Source organism: Zobellia sp. B3R18, assembly GCF_018860715.1.
GTDB lineage: Bacteria > Bacteroidota > Bacteroidia > Flavobacteriales > Flavobacteriaceae > Zobellia > Zobellia russellii.
Map to the genome: position 1 here is coordinate 494,155 of NZ_JAHKQG010000011.1, position 16,791 is coordinate 510,945.

8 protein-coding genes are annotated in these 16,791 nt (G+C 40.2%); 7 read left to right on the forward strand and 1 reads right to left on the reverse strand.

Translation table 11 applies throughout. The annotated features are described in order from the left end of the window. Positions 1-41 precede the first annotated feature (41 nt). Entirely contained in the window at positions 42-2,720 is a 2,679-nt protein-coding gene (locus KO513_RS08630; protein ID WP_215913056.1) for a TonB-dependent receptor domain-containing protein, read from the reverse strand. Between the two features lie 194 nt (positions 2,721-2,914). Between KO513_RS08630 and KO513_RS08635 the strand changes: the two genes are divergently transcribed. The 7 genes from KO513_RS08635 to KO513_RS08665 all read left to right on the forward strand — a co-directional run bounded on the left by KO513_RS08635 (position 2,915) and on the right by KO513_RS08665 (position 16,788). Continuing rightward, entirely contained in the window at positions 2,915-3,940 is a 1,026-nt protein-coding gene (locus tag KO513_RS08635; RefSeq protein WP_215913057.1) for a LacI family DNA-binding transcriptional regulator, read from the forward strand. 164 nt (positions 3,941-4,104) lie between these two features. Next, positions 4,105-5,073 (forward strand): helix-turn-helix transcriptional regulator, encoded by a 969-nt coding sequence (locus KO513_RS08640; protein WP_215913994.1) that lies wholly within the window; start codon positions 4,105-4,107, stop codon positions 5,071-5,073. A gap of 175 nt (positions 5,074-5,248) precedes the next feature. Continuing rightward, entirely contained in the window at positions 5,249-6,139 is an 891-nt protein-coding gene (locus KO513_RS08645; RefSeq protein ID WP_215438620.1) for a nucleotidyltransferase family protein, read from the forward strand. Further along, a complete protein-coding gene (locus KO513_RS08650; protein WP_215913058.1) occupies positions 6,139-7,203 on the forward strand; it encodes a phosphotransferase enzyme family protein in 1,065 nt (354 codons plus the stop codon). Before KO513_RS08645 ends, KO513_RS08650 begins: the two co-directional genes overlap by 1 nt. A 161-nt stretch (positions 7,204-7,364) precedes the next feature. Next, a complete protein-coding gene (locus KO513_RS08655; RefSeq protein WP_215913059.1) occupies positions 7,365-11,495 on the forward strand; it encodes a hybrid sensor histidine kinase/response regulator transcription factor in 4,131 nt (1,376 codons plus the stop codon). A gap of 376 nt (positions 11,496-11,871) precedes the next feature. Continuing rightward, positions 11,872-14,967: a SusC/RagA family TonB-linked outer membrane protein gene (locus KO513_RS08660; protein ID WP_215913060.1), complete on the forward strand. Its 3,096-nt coding sequence runs from the start codon at positions 11,872-11,874 to the stop codon at positions 14,965-14,967. Between the two features lie 12 nt (positions 14,968-14,979). Further along, the gene (locus KO513_RS08665) at positions 14,980-16,788 is read left to right on the forward strand and encodes a RagB/SusD family nutrient uptake outer membrane protein (protein ID WP_215913061.1); all 1,809 of its coding nucleotides are present in this window, start codon (positions 14,980-14,982) and stop codon (positions 16,786-16,788) included. The last annotated feature ends 3 nt before the right edge of the window (positions 16,789-16,791 follow it).

Consider the following 16,791-nt stretch of genomic DNA (forward strand, 5'->3'; position numbering starts at 1 on the left):
CTTTGAATTAAAAACTACTTAACTAAATCTTAAATTGATTTTTAGAAGTTGAAAGTGGCCGTCAAGAAGAACCTTCTTGGAAGTATGGGACGACCTACAAAAAACTCTGTTTCGCTCTGGCCAGCGGCACCTGCCCTCGGGTTACCTTCCGTAATACCATCACTATCAAACAAGTTGAAGATGGAAAAACCTAAACGCACGGATTGGTTTTCTTCCGGTTTACCAAAAGTGTAACCTGCACCCAATCTACCAATTGGAATAGCATCTAGTTCTATGTCATTAACATCAGAAGCATATTTACTGCCCGTGTAATTCACACCAAAGTTGGCATCAAATTTATTGTTGTCATAATAAGCTCCCAAAGACCCTAAAAAGTTAGGTTGTCTTGCTAATTTATTTCCTACGTTGGCTTCTGTAGAGGTGCCGTTCACCAAATCAAAGTCTGTGTTTTTAGTAATTTCATGACCTTGGTAGGTTACTGTTCCCCTTAGGTTAAAATTACTCGCCACTTCATAATCACCTGTTGCCTCCAAACCAATGGTTCTAGTATCTTGCTCAGAACGGGTTTCATCAATTAACTGTCCGCCAACAATAGCTTGCTGTATTTTAACCCTGTCCTTTAAAGCCACATAGTAAGCGGCAACCGATCCGGAGAACTTAGGCGTACCAAACTTGGCACCGGCCTCAAACTGAATAATATTTTCTGGGTCGTACGGATTTTCAGAAATACCCGCTACTGGTGCAAAACCCCTTATTTGAGGGAAGAAATACCCTTTTGAGAAGTTAGCATAAAGGTTGGTTGCATCGCTCAACTCATAAAGACCGGCAAAAGAAACCGCCCAACCTGAAGCTTTAATAGAAGACCTAATGAAGCTTCCATCTGCAGTTTGCACATCGCTCAATGCTGTAGTCAACTCGGGGTTGTCATAAACCGTTGCACTTGTTATTCCGCCCTTGGCGTTCTCACCATCTGTATGCTCATATCTGAAGCCTACATCAAAACGCCATCTATCAAAAATCATCTCATCGGTTAGATAAAAAGCCATTCTATTCTGGGATAGGAAGTTATTTGAGGTCTGACCGATACGGTTGTACAAACCGCCTTCCGAATAAACTACATTATCTCCGGTTCCATCCGTATAGTTCAAGTTTACCAATCTAGGGGCATTGTTGAACTCGGACAAAACACGATACTGGTAATTTACATCCTCTGCCTCTGTACGTGCTATAAAAGTACCTAAGGTTATGTTGTGGCTGCCGCCGTTCATGGTTTCAATGGATTTTGTCAACGAAGCCTCTCCGGAATAATCCGTCATTGGTCGTAAACGGTCTACGTGAAGGTTGTCTATTACCAAATCTGAACCGTTTATTTGTGAATTAGGGTTTCCTCCTTGGTACTGTGCGGTGTACCCTAGATTGCCAGGAGCAATGCTTGCCACGTAGTTATCCAACGTAATAGGATTACCATTATCTCCGTTTCCACCAACATAAAGGGCAAAATTATGTTTGTAGTTTGCGTATTTTACTTTAGACTTAAATCTTAGGTCATCTTCCAATCTGTAGTCAAAATCTGCCAAAAGGTAACCACCTGTGGTAGAAACACCATCGGCAATAGGGCTATTGTAAGTCCCTCCTGGGGTAAGGAAAGAAGTATTGGCCAGTTCACCGGTTAATAACTGTTCTACTGGTTCACCGTCATTTCCGGCCAAACGCTCTCTACTTCCACCGGACAAAGGTAACGGAAGGTAGAACTGGGCCTTATCGTTAATAAACTGACCATGTACGGTAAACGAACCTTTATCAAATTTCTTCTTAATATTGGCTCTGAACTGCACCCCTTTTGTAGGCAACCCTGTATCTATGGGTCCACGATCATGTCTTACAAATCCGGTAAAAGCATAGTAGGTATTGGAATCTTCTCCACCCAATTGGCCACCGCTGTAGAAGTCGGTTTTTAACCGTCCCATATTGGCAACTTCTAGGTTTATAATATTACCAGGATTGGTATCTCCCGTTTTACTTGTATAGTTAATGATACCGGCCACAGAACCTGCACCATATAAGATGGCAGAACCACCACGTACAAATTCCACCCCTTTAAAACCAATATCCGGTCTTGCGTATACATCATGCGCGGAAGAATTTAAGCCAAAGGTGCTCATTAAAGGCATACCATCATATTGTAGAGGGTTGAATACATACTGACCACCAGAAGGCAGACCTCTAACAAATACATTAGTTGCCGTTTCACCACCACCACCTTCTGCAGTAATACCAGGCACACTTCGCAAAATATCTGCCTGGCTATTGGCCGATAGTTTCGTGATTTCTTTCATTTTTACAGAGCTAATGGACAATGGAGCTTGCTTTTGAGACCTGAACGTACTGGACGCGGTCAACACCACCTCATCTAATTGTTGCCCTCCTTCTTGTAGCACAAAATTTACGGTTATATCCGCTCCATTTAATTCCACTTGCTTGTCAAGCGTGGTGAATCCTAAATATGAAGTTCTTAGGACTTGGCTACCTTCTAAATCTGTTGTAAACCTATAGTTGCCATCAAAATCTGATGTGGTACCGGAAGTACTACCAACTAGTATAATATTCGCTCCTGGAATGGGTTCCCCAGCACTATCCGTAATGGTTCCGGATATTCCTGTCTGGGCAAAAGCACCAGTACTGAATAGGAGACCGACAACCGCAAAAATTACCTTTTTCATAATTGTAGTTTTAAATTGAGTGAACTTGAGTTATTGTTAATTTGTTAATACACAGCCAAAACTATTTGAATATCGTATTATTTCGACAAAAAAATTGCAAATTTGATATGCAAACGTTCCCGCAATCGTTTGCAATTCTTAATTTTATGCCAAATAAAATTGCATTACGCTGAAAATCAATAGGGTTTTATATCATGAGCAAAAGACACAACACCACTTTAAAGGAACTTGCAGAAGAATTAAATCTTTCCGTATCAACCGTTTCGCGAGCCTTAAACGACCATCCGGATATTAATGCAAACACAAAGCAAAATGTAAAAGACTTGGCGCGAAAAATGAACTATTCGCCCAACTTGTTCGCACGAAGTTTCCGGTCGCAGAAAACGAACATCATAGGGGTAGTGGTTCCCAATATTTCACACTACTTCACTTCTACGGTTCTCAAGGGCATATTGGAAGAAGCCGAAAAACAGGGTTACCGAATAATTATATCAGAATCCAATAACAGCGAAGCCAAACAGACGGAAATGCTCAATACCATGACCCAGTTTGGAGTTGATGGCATTTTAATGTCGCTCACCAGAAAAATTGAAAAAATAGACGACCTCCTGCAAACTTTGAATCGGGTACCTGTTGTCCTGTTTGACAAAGTTTCCCAAAAAATACCGTGTACCCAGATTGTTATTGACGAAGAGCAAGCAGCGTTTAATGCCGTGGAGCACCTAATTGAGTTAGGAAAAGAACGCATAGCCATTATAAAGGAAACAGAGAATTCATACAATTCCGAAAAGCGCTATGCAGGTTACCTTCGCGCTTTGCAACACCACGGCATCAAAATTCGAGAAAAGATTATTTTAAGTACGGAAGATATCTCACTCATTCACGGTAGGCGCCTTACCAACATTCTTCTAAGTATGAAAAAAAGGCCGGATGCCATTTTTGCCATTACGGACAACGCCGCCATTGGAGCCATAAAGGCGCTCAATAAATTCAAGGTGAAAATACCTGAAGAAATTGCGGTAGTAGGCTTTAGTAACTCCGCAAATTCCAAAATTATTCAACCGGAACTAACTACTGTAGACCAACCAGGTGATAAAATTGGTCGCACCTCCGTTAAGTATCTCATAGAAGAAATCGAAAACCCGTCCCATGACGTCATCACTAAAACAGTTGAGATTAAAACCACACTGGTAGTCCGGGATTCCTCCCTACGCGCTTAACTTCACCTTTTTTTTGGTAATGCTGACAAGCCGTTGTCACCCTCTCCCTTTTTCTTTGTGCTTACAAAATGTACGCAAGGTACGTGAACAGCTAAAAAATGAAATTCCGAAATTATTCAGGTCAGTCTCTGAAGTTTTATCTTTGGAATATATACCGCACTCTTATGGGATTGGATACCATTAATAGATTTGACCGCATAGTAGCCATATTAATTCAACTGCAATCAAAACGAATTGTAAAAGCACAAGAATTGGCCGATCGTTTTGATGTAAGCCTCCGCACCATTTACAGAGATATTCGCTCTTTAGAAGCATCCGGGGTGCCCATTTCAAGTGAAGCCGGTGTAGGGTATTCAATTATGGAAGGGTACCGTCTCCCCCCTATTATGTTTACCAGAGAAGAAGCCTGTAGTTTTGTTGCCGCAGAAAAATTAATGCAAAAGTTTACGGACACCTCATTGGGCACCCATCATAAATCGGCCATGTATAAGGTAAAGTCGGTTTTAAGGGGAAAAGAGAAAGATTGGGTATCTACGCTGGAAGCACAAATTTTAATAGACCCGTCCCTAACTCCTTTTGATGAAAACATACCCAACGCACTGGAAATCCTATTTGAAAGTATAGCGGATAAAAAACAGGTATCTCTAAAATATCATTCTTTGAATGCGGAAAAACCATCCGATCGTTTTATTGAACCTGTAGGGCTTTTTCACGAGAATAATTTTTGGTACGTGCTTGGCTATTGCCACATAAGAAAGGATTACAGACAATTTAGAACGGACCGAATGCTGCGTATTGGCAGAAGCCACCATCCTTTTACATTAGAACATGGCTTATTGGACGAGCACTTGAACAAACAGCCCGAAAGGAAAAAAACCAAGGTTGTGATTTCTATAGACAAAACTATTGCCCGGTACATTTCGGCTGGAAGAAAACAATATGGTTTTGTATCTGAAGAGGTGAAAAAGGACAAAGTTCTTATGACCTTTATGACTTCGGACATTATAAATGGCTTCCCCAGGTGGTATCTTATGTTTTGTGATTACGCCGAAATTCTAGAACCTAAAAGTTTAAAAAACCGAGTTATCGAAATTCTGAAGGAGGCCCAAAACCGACTCGCACAAAATATTTAAAAAGCCTGCTACGCCTTTATTTCAATTTACAAACGCCAAAAATGTATCCATTATCGGCTAAACCATCAATGCTGAGCAATCCACAAGATGTCAAAAAATTGTTATGTAAATAGAAATGACCTACAAGTTTTCAGGTTAAAACCTTATTTTAGCGGCTCTCAAAAAAAAGAAAGACATGACCTTATTATTAATGGCCGCTGGTAGCGGTAGTAGATACGGAAAACTAAAACAATTTGACGATTTAGGCCCTAACGGCGAATTCTTAATGGAGTTTGGCATCTATGATGCTCTCAAAAACGGCTTTGACCATATTGTTCTCATTACTAAGAAGGAAAATGTTTCTTTGGCTGAAAATCATTTAAGACCAAAATTACCCGCCAACATTAAACTAGATGTTTTGGCTCAAGAAATTACAGATTTACCAGAAGGATGTTCATTCTCAGGTGAGCGTAAAAAACCTTGGGGTACGGCGCATGCCGTTTGGACTGCTAGAAACGTGATCAATGGTCCTTTTGCAGTTTTAAACGCAGATGATTTTTATGGTCAATCCGCTTATGAAAACGCGGCTAATTTTGCCCGTGAGCATAATAATGACAATACATTTGCCCTAGTTGGGTATACCTTAAAGAATACCTTGTCCGAACATGGTTCCGTTTCAAGGGGAGTTTGCCAAGTTAACGGAGACGATTTGATCTCTGTTGATGAGCGTTTAAAACTTGAACCTAAAGATGGTAAAGTCCTGGATCTTGATTCTGGCAACGAATATACCGGCGAAGAACAGGTGAGCATGAACTTTTGGGTCTGCCAACCTTCTATCTTTGATAAAATCGAAAGTGAATTCAGAACTTTCCTAGCTGATGACAACCTAGCTACAACTAGCGAACTATATATTCCTAAAACGGTTCAAGAAATGCTACAGGCGGGAGAAATAAAAGTAAAGGTGGTACCTTCTGGCGGTGATTGGTTTGGTGTAACGTACGCCAGCGACCGTGAAAAAGCCGTTGCTAACCTTCAAGGCAAAACAGACGCGGGCAAGTACCCTTCTCCGCTTTGGCCAAAACAATAATGAGCAGGTATTCTATAGAACACCTTAATGAACTATTAGGGCACTTTTCGGTGCCCCGAACAAAGTACTTGATCAAACCGTTAACAGACGGTTTGATCAATGATACTTTCTTAGTTTTTGATGGCCCTACCCCACTCTACATATTGCAACGTGTAAACCATCTGGTTTTTACAGATGTAAAGGGGGTCATGAACAACATTCAACAGGCCTTTATCTATTTACAGGACCACGACTACAGTAAAATAACCTTGGTGCCGCCGCAAAACGGAAACAGCCATTATATCTCCCCAACAGGAAACCATTGGCGTTTAATGACGTTTATTGATGGTAGCACGGCATACAACACTACGGAAGACACTAATATTGCTTTTGAAGCGGGAAGGATAATTTCCAAGTTCAATTTACTTTTACAACAAGCGGATTTAAATGATTATGTAGATACTATACCTCGTTTCCATGATATCGCATTACGGGAAGATCAATTTAAATCTGCCCTTAAATCTGCCGCTCCAAATAAATTGGAAACTGCCGAAGAGGCCATAGCTTTTAGCAATGTGATCTTAAAAAAACTTTCCATATTAGATTTAACAAAGTTACCGATCAGGGTTTGTCATAATGACACCAAACTAAATAACATTCTCTTTTCAAAAGAGAGCAACAAAGCGCTTTGTCTTATTGATTTGGACACGCTTATGAAAGGCTATTTCCTTTACGATTTTGGCGATGCCGTACGAACTATAGCCAATACCGCCGCAGAGGACGAAAAAGACCACAGTAAAATTGTTTTTAACGAAGATCTATTTGAGGCTTTCATAGACGGCCTTGCAACAAACAGTTCCTTTTTAACCAAGACAGAAATACAAATGTTACCATGGGGTGCCGTTCTCATGCCTTTTCTGCACGGTATACGAGCATTAACAGATTACCTAAACAACAACATCTATTATAAGGTAGCTTACGAAAATCAAAATTTGGACCGTAGCCTAAGCCTATATAATTTTACAAAAAAAGCATTGGACCGTATGAGCTATATGGAAAAGGTGGTAAACGATAAGTTGTCTTAAATTGAATATACCCTTGTGCCAAATGCGCACGGGCACTTATTATTTATTTTAGCTCCAACAAACCTGGAATAAAAGCTAGATTAAGCATCAACTATAGTATTTTTACTACCTTGAAAATATATTTCCAATATCATATAGGTACTAAATCGGTTTCTGGTTTTATGTCCAAAAAAGTTTACTCCATACTTGTATGCCTGTTCTTCTTCCTGTGTCTTTCGGCACAAGAGGGCGGCCTTAAGTTTTCGCAAAATTATACGATTTCCAACGGGTTGGCACATAACGGGGTAACCTCCATTCTTGAAGATTCAAGAGGATATATTTGGGTAGGCACCTTTGAAGGCCTCAACCGTTATGATGGATATGAATTCAAGACCTTTAAAAACACCCTAAACGATGATGTCTTTGTAAGTAACCGTATCAGGTCTTTAAAAGAAGATTCCAAAGGCAACATATGGATCGGTACGGACGAAGGAATATCTATATATGATTATAACCTAGAAAAATTCACGAACATTTACTCCAATCAACTTGCCAAGAAAGGAGTTAAAGGGCCCGTGGTCAGGGATATTGTCATTGATCAATATAACGGAACCATTCGCTGTGCTACGGAGAAGTACGGCATTTTGGCCTTTGACGAAGATTATACCTTAAAGGAAGAGTATGTACCTACCGCTTTCTATAGTAACGGAGCAGTAGAATTCTATAACTCCATTTCCATTGATGATACTATTTCTCTTTATGCTACTTCTGCGGGATTGCTTTCATTTAACTTAAAGAATCAACAATTCACTAAAGTAGCCGAGAATACCATTACTAATAGCGAGTCTGTAATGCGTATGGACGAAACTTCTTTTTTAGTTACGCTTAAAAAAGGATTTGCTATTCTAGCATATGAAAAAAAGGATAATAAGTATTTATACCAAATAGTAAGGAACAACCTCTTGGCCACAGAAAGCTTTAATAGTTCGGGCTTGGACCATCAAAACAATCTTTGGTTGGGAACGCTTAACAATGGCGCGGTTCGCATCAACACTACGGATAGCCTAAAGTATGATTCCACCATAGACTATTCGCTTTTTAAATTCCAGAACAAACAGCTTCGTATCAGTTGCTTTAAAGCTACATCCAACAACAGGTTTTGGGTAGGCTCTTTTGACAAAGGTCTTTTTAGATTTGACCTCAAAAAAAATCCTTTTAAGGAATTTAAAGGCAAGAGTCCTTATGAATTTGGGGTAAGTGACCGCCATTTAATTCATATAGCCCCACTGGACAACCAAAACGTATACCTCACAAAAAACCAAGGAGGTCTTGCCTTGTTCAATACCAAGGAAGCAAAATTTAAACCTTTGCCCTTTACGTTTGACGAAAAGAACGAATCTCAGATTTCTTCGGTTTACGTAGATTCTAAAAAACGAACATGGATGAAAGTAGCCAACAAGGGCTATTTTAAACTGAATCCAGGCGATAAAAGACCACAACCTATAAATACAAGTTCCCTACCCGAATTTTCGGAAATTGATTCTTATAAAATCACCGAAGACAAGAAGGGAAACATCTGGCTTGGAACTAGAATAGGCGTCTATAAGTTGACCATAGACGAAGAAGGTTCTGTTACCCGAATAGAAGCCTTGAACGACAATCCCTATTTTGAAGATTCTAAAATGATCTTGGCCCGTTACGTATATGCAGACCCAAAGTATGATTTTATCTGGGTAGGCACCGCAGAAGACGGCCTCTTTAGAATAGATATTGAAGATGACCCATTGCTAAAAAACGCAGAGGTCAAACATCTACGGATGGACAAAAAAGAGGGCGGGCTACCCAATAATTTTGTATCGGCCATAATCAGGTCCCCAAGCGGAAACCTGTGGTTAGGAACGGAAGGTGCCGGAATCTGCAAAGTAGAAAACAGTGAAAACGAACCTATATTTATTCCCTACTCCGAGAAAGACGGCCTTTCCAACAACGTTGTTAAAAGTATAAACGTAGATAGCCAAGGTAATTTGTGGATAGCCACCAACGTTGGCCTGAATAAATTTTACCCTGAGGAAAAAAAGTTCAGAAAGTTTGGAAAAGAAGACGGTTTGCCCTTTGAAGATTTCTGGTATGCTTCGGGCTATCTTAACAACGGTACTTTGGTCTTGGCCGGTCTAGAAGGCTTTTCTTTCTTTAAGCCCAAATCTATAATGGATGCGGAGCCCTTACCGGTACTGCACTTTGGAAACTTTAAGATTTTCAATCAGACTATATTCCCGCAAGACACCATTAATAAAAGGGTCTTACTATCCGAACGGCTCCATAGCGGGCAGACCTTAGAACTTAAATACAATGAGAATGTCTTTAGTGTAGAAGCATTGTCCCTACATTTTGCATCAACTGAAAATCATTTTTTAAAATACAGATTATTACCTGTAGATCAAAATTGGTTTCAGACCACTTCGGACCAACGGATGATCAATTACAATGGTCTACAACCCGGAACCTATTCCTTAGAAGTAGCGGCATCAAATTCTATTGGAGAGTGGACTGCACCTAAGACATTGAACATAATTATTTCTCCTCCGTTTTGGAAAACTCCCTTGGCCTATATTCTCTATACCTTGGCCTTCCTCCTAATTCTAGGTGTTATTCTATATAATATTATCAAAGTACAGTCGCTGCGCTACAATATTCAACTAGAACAAATAGAAAAAGATAAAGTAAAGGAGGTTAATGCGGCCAAGCTTCGTTTTTTCGCCAATATATCCCATGAGCTCAAAACACCGCTCAATCTTATTTCCAGTCCGGTAAAACTTCTATCGGAACGGTATAGAGACAATATAGATTCTCAAGAAAAGTTGAACATCATTGCTAGGCAATCCAAAAAAATAGGGCAGCTCATAGACCAGATTCATGATTTTGAACGTGTAGATGCCAACTTAATGGAGATGGACTATTCAAGATTCTATTTTGATGAGTTTATAGAAAGTATAGTCCCAGATTTTCATTTCCTGGCCTATAATAGCCATAAAAGGTTACAGGTTATTTCCGATGATTCCAACATAGTAGTATCTGCAGATCGCGATAAGCTAGAGAAAGTTTTCAATAACCTCTTAAGCAATGCTTTTAAATATACAGGTGCCAATGATGTCATTACCATAAAGTATGTTAGTGAAGATAAAGACCTACTTGTTTCCGTAACGGATACCGGTAGAGGTATAGATGATGATGACCTGCCCCACATTTTTGAAAGGTTTTACCAATCACGAAAAAGAGAAAGTGTACATTCAACAGGTTCAGGTATAGGTCTTGCTTTTTCCAAAAAATTAGTGGAAATGCATTACGGCTATTTAGAAGCATTTAGCGAAATAGGCGTAGGAACGACCATAACGGTACGTCTACCGGTGGTTAAAAAAGAATCTGCAGATGACCAGGCCCTAAAGGAAAAAGCCATAATATCTGCCGAAAACAAAGTTTCCAATGCCGAAACAACTATAGCAAAGACCGAAATTTCCAAGATAAAAACCAGCGGAGATTACACGGACCACTTGATTTTCTATGTAGAAGATGTCTTGGATATGCGGCTATATGTGTCAAAAGTACTCTCTAAATTCTTTGAGGTAAAAACCTTTACCAATGGCAGGGAGTGTTTGGATGCTATGGAAGACCAATGGCCAGACCTGGTAATCAGTGATATTCAAATGCCCGTCATGAACGGACTTGAACTTTGTAAACGTATAAAGGCCGATATTAAGACAAGCCATATTCCGGTAATTCTGCTTACAGCATTGAACGATATAGAAAATCAGATTCAGGGTATTAAGGATGGAGCTGACGCCTACATAAAAAAACCATTTGATGCCCGCCGGTTGGTTGCCCGCACCGAAGCATTGTTGGAAAACAAAAAGCGATTACGGGAGCGTTTTAAAATTGGTATTCCGCTTACGAAGGACAATAACCTAAACATTAGAAACGATAACGCATTTCTTGAAAAGCTATACCATCTTATGGCTCAGAACCTGGACAATCAAAATCTAGATATGGACCAAATTGCGCGTCAACTTTATCTTAACCGGACACATTTTTATCAAAAAGTGAAGGCATTAACAGATAAAACTCCGTTTGAAATGCTAAAAATGTACCGTCTGAAAAAAGCAGCGGAATTATTGGTACAGCAACCGGACTTATCCGTAAACGAAGTTTATACGATGACCGGATTTAAAAGCCGAACGCATTTCAGCAAACTTTTCAAAGAAATGTACAATACCACACCGGGTAAATATTCAGCTCAGAATAAAAATACTTCTTCATAACGCCAAGCGCACAGAACTAACCGCTCTCCTACTACTAAAATTCCCAAATTCATAGCCTTGAATATCTTAGGCTATTTTACGCCTCAAAACTCATTTGTTTTAAGGGATTACTCTTGACCTTACAGCTACAAACCCCATCCAAAAAGGGTCTTTAGCTACTGTTAACCGCCTCTAAAACACTACAAAAAAAAACCTTCTACTGGTCTGCCCTAAAATTTTAATAGCCATCAGTTTGAATTTAAAGAGACATAAAATTTACGCTTGAATACATCATTTTTTGCTTGAAAAATACCTTTGTTTCTCGCTATTGTTAAAAAATTAACATTCCAAATAGCGCCTTTTACTCAACTTAAATTTTTTATAACTCAACTCAAACATGAAAAAAAACAGACCTAAAATTCCACAGCGTTGGTTGTTTTCGCTTTGCTTAGTGATGGTGCTCATATGCAGCTTCTCTTTTGCACAAACAACAGTTAACGGAACGGTAATAAGTACCGAAGACGGTATGCCGCTTCCCGGTGCCAATGTCTTGGTAAAGGGAACCAGTATAGGAATTGTTACCGATTTTGACGGTAATTATTCTATTGATGTTCCTTCTGGCTCGGACATTTTAGTATTCAGCTATATTGGGTACAGCACCCAAGAAGTTACTATTGATGGAAAAACCACAATAGACATTTCATTAGACACGGATTCTGCCAAATTAGACGAGGTGGTAGTTATTGGTTACGGTACATCTACCAAACGAAAAATGGTTGGAGCGGTTACCACGTTAGCACCCGAAAAATTGGAACAAACCCCTTTCAACAATGTTGGCGAGGCCTTGCAAGGACAAGTATCCGGTCTTATTGTAGAAAACAGTGGTGGTGCTCCCGGTAGCTCTCCGGCTATCTCCATTCGTGGTGGTGGCTCCCCTTTATACGTGATTGACGGGGTCATTACAGAACAACAAGATTTTCAAACCATTAACTCCAATGATATTGAAAGCATCAGTTTTCTTAAAGATGCTGCGGCAACCGCTGTATATGGTTCAAGAGCGGGTAACGGTATTGTTTTGGTAACGACCAAAAGAGGAAAAGACGGAAAAATAAACGTCAATTACTCCTACAATTACCAAATGAGCCAACCCACTATATTACCGGAAATGATGAATTCCTATGAATTTGCACAGGTTCAAAATGCTGCAAGTGCCTATGAAGGCATACCGGTTCCGTATTCCCCAGAGCAATTAGAAACCATCAGGACCCACGCAGACTTGGACACGTATCCGGACAATAACTGGCCAGACCTGACCCTTAAGGAATTTGCTCCCGAGCAAAGGCACAATCTTTCACTTTCCGGAGGAGACAAAAAAACCAACTACTTTGTTTCTATGGGGTATATTGATGAAGGAAGTCTGCTTAAACAAGATGTAGTAAACTATACTAGATTCAATGTTAGAAGTAACGTAACTACCAAATTTGATAAAATAGGTCTTGAGGTTGGCGTAAACCTCAACTCCAGTATTGAAAACTACGAAGAACCCTCTGCGGGTATGTTTGGTGTTTGGCGCGCCGTAAACCAAAATACCGACCCACTTTACAGAGGTTATAATCTAGACGGCACACTGGCCGGGGGCGGCAACGGAGACAATCCACTTGCCTTAACGGATAAGGACGCGGGTTATAACAAGACCCGAGATAAGTTCATTAATGCACAGCTAGACGTAAAATGGCAAGTTCCCAACATAGAAGGTTTTAAATTAGGGGTAATGGCCAACTACCGTGATGGTGATGGTTGGGGTAAATTATGGGAATACAATGTTCCGCTCTACATGCAGGACGGCTCACTGACACCACAAACACCACCGGCCTTGAGCTTAAATTCATACTACAGTAATAGATTGTATTTTGAATCTAGTGCTTCTTACTCCCGCACCTTTGGCATGCACGGTCTTGATGCTACCTTTGTGTACAACCAGACTACCAGCAAATATGCAGATTTAGGAGCTTCAAGAAGAAATTACCTGTCCGGTGCCGTAGACCAACTTTTTGCCGGTCCGGCCGTGGGTAAAGACAATGACGGTAGCGAACAGGAAGCCGCCAATGCAGGTTATGTTTTCCGTTTGAAATATGACTTTGACTACAAATATATCATTGAGCTTAGTGGTCGTTATGATGGTAATGACAATTTTGCCCCTAAAAAAAGATGGGGATTCTTTCCTGCCATGTCATTTGCATGGAATATTGCCGAGGAAAATTTTATGCAAAAGCTTAAAGAGGATAATATCATCAACTCCTTAAAACTTAGAAGTTCTTATGGTAAAACAGGTGTCTCGGAAGGGGTAAACAGATTTGGTTATATTCCCGTATACAATCTTGAATCTGGCGTTTATACTATTGGCAATGCCTTGGCAAACGGTTACTCAGAAGGCAATTTGGTAAATCCGGACGAACTCACTTGGTACAATAGGGAATCGTTCAACTACGGATTGGATTTCTCTACATTCGGAGATAAATTTAGCGGTACCCTAGAGTATTTCTACTACTTAACCACAGGGTTTTTGGTAAGTCCACAAAATGTGTACTCCCAACCTTTGGGCAAACCTTTGCCTCAAATTCGCTCAGGTTCTAAACAACGTAGAGCCGGTTATGAAGTTTCGCTACGTTACAAAGGAAACATCAACGAGTTTAGATTTGGGTTAGGAGGTAACGTTTCTTATTTCAATCAATTATGGGAACAACTGGATACCGAAGACCAAGCTACACTCAAAAACCCGTACACAAGGGAAACCCATAGGACCGATTACTGGCAAGGTGGAAAAGTATTTGTTACTGACGGATTATACCAAAATGACAATGATATCTTAAACACCCCACGTTTGCTAAGTTCTACGGAAACTCAAGGTGGAGATATCCGCTATGTGGATTCTAACGGAGACGGTAAAGTGGACGAGCAGGATAAACGCTTGCTAGGCCTTCCTTCTCAACCACGCCTTACCTACGGTATAGATTTTAATATGAGCTACAAAGGATGGTTCATGAACGGTCTCTTTCAAGGTGCCGGAAACCGTTATATTGGTTTTGATCGGTTTATTGCCGCAGAAGCCAAACGCTTAACGTATATCTATCAATTGGACTATTGGACACCGGAAAACCCGGGTGCATCCTACCCTAGACCGGTTACTTCAGTAGCCGTGAACGGAGGCAATAATGATATTGTAAGCAACCCTTCGGATTACTTTTTAAAGAACGCCAAATATTTCAGATTAAAGAATATTCAGCTGGGTTATGACCTAAAGAAAACGTTTTTAGCGGATAACAACTGGATTTCTTCCTGTAAAATATTTGCAAGTGGTACCAACCTGTTTACCATTTCTCCGGTAAAAGACTTTTTTGACCCAGAACAAGTGCAAAGTGCCAACAACGGGATAAACAGCTACGGCTACCCAGTACAACGCACGTATTCATTTGGTGTAAACCTAGGATTTTAATTCAAAAAAATAATGATGAAGAACTTATATATAACCCTGTTTTCTGTTTTGATCGCCCTCATGAGCTTCTCATGTAGCGACGACCTTTTAGATACCAAACCCTTAGACAAGTACACTGAACAAGATGTGTGGAGCGATGCTAATCTTGCCCAAGGTTTTATTTATAACACCTATAATTCGGTATTGCCTGAATTATTGGTCAACCCGGAAGATCCAGACCCAAAAGGAGGTGGCGCCGGTAATGACGATTTTACCGATAATACCGTTTTGGTAAATGCCAACAAAGTGGCCTTAGACCTGATCGATCAATTTTATGACGCCGGTTGGGCCAAAAACAACTCTTATTATTTCTACGGAAGGGCTCCATTAGGGTTAAAATCCCCTATAAAACAAAATTCTTTTGAAGTCATCAGAGACTGTAACTTGATTATTGAAAAAGTGGCCGCTTCGGAAGGCATCCAGGAAAACATCAAACCTAAATTGATTGCACAGGGCAAGATGTTACGTGCTTTAATCTATTACTCAAAGGCACGTTTGTTCGGTAAATACGTAATTGTAGATAAGGTGCTTACCCCTGAAGACGATTTAAAGTTACCACGATCGGAAACCATAAAAGAGACCTATGATTTTATCATCAAAGACTTACAGGAAGCAGCTCTAGATTTACCTGTTTCCAGCAATGTAGAGACTGGCGAACTTACAAAAGGTGCCGCATATGCTATGTTGGCAGAAATTGCACTGCACGGCGCTGCATATATAGAAAGTGGAAAAGAAGACTATTATAACATTTCCAAAAAAGCAAGCGAAGACTTATTTGCGCTAGGATACAGTCTAGACCCTAATTACGCAGAATTGTTCAACAATTACACCAATGCATTAAATTCATCGGAAATCATATTAGGGCTATACACCAATATAGATGCTACGCTCTGTGTATTGACTCCAATGCAACGTATTGTTCCTAATATGGAGGTTGCCAAAACGGAAGGTACCCCAAAACTGAACGAATCATTTTTAGGGTGGACTACCGCCATGCCTTCTGCCGATTTGGTTGATGATTATTTGGTAACCGATACGGACGGAGTAGCAAAAAGGTGGAACGAAACCTCATACTTTCAAGATTTTGAGACTAACGGAGGGTTTCTTTCCGATGCTATATATAACGAACATCGTGACGCCCGTTTCTTTGCTTCCATTGTACAGGATTCCTCAAAACTTTTTACCAATACCATTACCACTAGAGTTGGTGGCAATATGCATTATGTACAAAGTACGAAGGGTACTGAGGCATCCACTATATCCGGCTATTTTATAAGAAAGGGTATTTATCCTGATATTGAAGGATACAAAGCGGTAAACTTCACAAATTACCATCAGGTCATTACCAGATTAGGCCGTGCCTATTTGAACTATGCTGAAGTTATGCTGCGCCTAAACGATGCAGAAACAGCGGTTCAATACATCAACAAAACCAGGGTTGAGCATGGCAAACTACCGGAGCTTATGGCAGGCATGACCTTAGATCAAGTTTGGGAATGGTACAAAATTGAACGTCGCGTAGAATTGTTTTTTGAGAACGATAGATATTGGTCCCTTTTAAGATGGGGTAAAGAAGAAGGCGGAGGTATCATTTCGGAATTAAACGACAAAGAATATACCTTCTTTGAAATTGCAGCAGATGGCAAAGGCTTTGAAAGCGTACCCGTAATATTAAAACCGGGCAATCAGAAAAAACGCTTTTCTACAAGACGCTACTTATTTCCTGTTCCTGAAAACGAGCGTATCCTAAATGAAAAACTAGATCAAAATCCAGGCTGGTAAACT

Bases quoted from the DNA above. Each gene is read 5' to 3' on its own strand.
- KO513_RS08645 (WP_215438620.1), top strand. From the start codon at position 5,249: ATGACCTTATTATTAATGGCCGCTGGTAGCGGTAGTAGATACGGAAAA.
- KO513_RS08635 (WP_215913057.1), top strand. From the start codon at position 2,915: ATGAGCAAAAGACACAACACCACTTTAAAGGAACTTGCAGAAGAATTA.
- KO513_RS08655 (WP_215913059.1), top strand. From the start codon at position 7,365: ATGTCCAAAAAAGTTTACTCCATACTTGTATGCCTGTTCTTCTTCCTG.
- KO513_RS08640 (WP_215913994.1), top strand. From the start codon at position 4,105: ATGGGATTGGATACCATTAATAGATTTGACCGCATAGTAGCCATATTA.
- KO513_RS08660 (WP_215913060.1), top strand. From the start codon at position 11,872: ATGAAAAAAAACAGACCTAAAATTCCACAGCGTTGGTTGTTTTCGCTT.
- KO513_RS08650 (WP_215913058.1), top strand. From the start codon at position 6,139: ATGAGCAGGTATTCTATAGAACACCTTAATGAACTATTAGGGCACTTT.
- KO513_RS08665 (WP_215913061.1), top strand. From the start codon at position 14,980: ATGATGAAGAACTTATATATAACCCTGTTTTCTGTTTTGATCGCCCTC.
- KO513_RS08630 (WP_215913056.1), bottom strand. From the start codon at position 2,720: ATGAAAAAGGTAATTTTTGCGGTTGTCGGTCTCCTATTCAGTACTGGT.